Source organism: Nisaea nitritireducens (assembly GCF_014904795.1).
Taxonomy (GTDB): Bacteria; Pseudomonadota; Alphaproteobacteria; order Thalassobaculales; family Thalassobaculaceae; genus Nisaea; species Nisaea nitritireducens.
Genome location: NZ_JACZFS010000086.1, coordinates 1 through 2384, shown reverse-complemented (window position 1 = coordinate 2384; position 2384 = coordinate 1). Strand labels below are relative to the sequence as shown.

At 57.0% G+C, this 2384-nt stretch carries 1 protein-coding gene; it reads left to right on the top strand.

Annotation, left to right across the window (positions count from 1 at the left end; genetic code table 11):
* Positions 1-439: 439 nt before the first annotated feature.
* Positions 440-2384, top strand: a 1945-nt coding sequence (locus IG629_RS22475; RefSeq protein ID WP_193174090.1) for a HAMP domain-containing protein, incomplete at its 3' end; no start/stop codon positions are given.

The window sequence follows — 2384 nt, the reverse complement described above, 5'->3', positions numbered from 1 at the left end:
TCAGCGCCGCCAAGGGCGTCGCCGGACAGGCACAGTCCCTCGACCGCGAGGTCAAAACATTCCTCGAAAAAGTCAGATCGGATAACTGATCGGGAACTGATCGGGAACTGAAGGTCCCATTTTCCCAGACATCTGAGAACGGGCGGGTCCCTTGTTATCCGCCCGTCACCGGCAGATAGGGAGATTCTGCATAAAATTTTACATTAACATTCCGTAACAAGCCGATATAACAAAGCGTTTTTTCGACTTGATATTATTTCTGAGTTCACGTTGATATTGATCAAATCCTTTTCCGTCCCGACAAACGTTTCGATTTCGTGATGAAAGAGGATTTCCACGTTCGTTGCTCCAGAGACAGCCTCTAAGAACACGGTAGAGGCTCGCCTTACAAAATCACTATTGTTTAGAGGTATTTTTCATCGTGGCTGAAGTATTGCACTTGGATGACATCGCCGCCGTTCCTGACGATCATGAAGAACCCGCGAAAAAGAAACGGTGGAAGTTAGGAGTTGGCGGGAAGCTGTATTTCTCCCTGCTCGCGATCACTGTCATCACGCTGGTCGCGATCGGCATTTCCATCGCCGCCTTTGTCGAGCTTCAACGCACACTCAATATGTTCACGGGCACCTCGATCCCCGCGATCAAGAACTCCATGGCCCTGGCAAATACCAGCGCCTCAATTGCCGCGACCGCACCGGCGCTCGTCAGCGCGCCGACCCAGGAACAGCGCGACGCGATCCAGGAAAACATGCGCGCCGGTATTGAAGGGCTGCGTGCCCGCCTCGAAACCCTGACGAGCCTTCCTGAAGAGCAAAAGGAAAAACTCGCCGGTCAGGTTTCCCAGATCGAAAGCACCCTGACAGACCTGCAATGGACGATCGGCCGGCGCGAGGAACTGCGCGGTCAGATGGACGAACTGACCAAAAAAATCCGCCAGACCCACGCCCTGTTCGTCGCCGAGGCCATCCCCGTGGTGCAACAAGCGAACGCGACGCTGGAATTCCGTGGCGATGAAACAATCAGCAACGCAGTCAGTTCCATTGAGAACCTGCTTGAAGAAGAAATCCTGCAGCTTGAATCTGGCCTTAAGGTCGCTGCCAATGGCCATGGAATGCTCGCCATCACCGCCAGGGCCAGCGTCGCCACCTCCGAGGAAGAAGTCGATCAGCTGAAAGAGACATTCGGTGCCCGCTCGAACGACGTCTACGACGCCGTGAACAGACTGACAGACAGCGACAACGCCAACGCCCTTCGGGAAGTCGCCCTCAATCTCAGTCTTTACGGAATCGGCGAGAAGTCGGTCTTCGATCTCAGGAAGAAAGAGCTCGTCAAGAATACCCTGTCCTACAATGACCAGTTCGAGCTGAAGGCAAAGAGAGACGCGCTCCAGGCAGAAATCGCGGAGCTGAGCGACACCTTCAACGCAGCAATCGGGCCGGTCACCCAGGAAGCGAGCTTTCAGCTTATTTCCGGTGGAGAGAAATTGATCGGCGACATCGAAGGCTCGATTTCGACGCTCGTAAACGACGATGCCGGCGTCATCCGGAACTCACTGGAGCTCGTGGCACACGCAAACCTAGTCGCAGGCCTGCTGAATGCCGGAGCTGTCTCCCCCGATGGCGAAGCCATCAAGCAGACGAACTATCAGTTCATGGCAGCCTACGATGCCATGAACACTGCGCTGGACGAATTCCGCGAACGCGGGGTCGACGCGGATGCCGCGGAGAAAGCGGAACAATTGGGCGCCTTCGGAAATGGTGCTGAATCCGTGTTCGAAATCCGCGTTGAGCTGCTCTCAACCGAGGCAGCTGCTGTCGATGCGCTGAACAACAGCCGTGAGCGCGTTGCCGAACTCATCCACGAAGTCGAAATCCTGGTCGAACAGGCCGAAAACGATGCGGCGGTCGGCGAAGAATCGGCGAAGACCACAATCTTCCAGAGCCAGCAGCTTCTGCTCGCCGTCGGTGGCATCAGCGTCTTGCTCAGCCTTCTGATTGGCTGGTTCCTGGTGTCGCGTCAGGTCGTGAGCCGTATCAACGGTCTCGCCGACACGATGGGCGTCATCGCGGACGGAGATCTGGACACGGACGTGGATACGTCGGGCGGCGACGAGATCACCACGATGGCCCGGACGGTTGAGATCTTCCGCGACAATGGCCGCGAGGTCGAACGGCTGCGCGAGGAACAGCAGCGCACAGAGGCCCGCTCCGCCGAGGAACGGCGTCAGGCCATGCTGAACCTGGCCGATACGTTCGAGCAGTCGGTCAAGGCCATCGTCGATCAGGTCGGCCTCTCCGCACAGGAGATGGAGAAGAGCTCGGAAGGCATGGTGAACTCCTCCGAGCAGGTGAAGATGGAATCCTCAGGCGTGCTGACCATCGCCG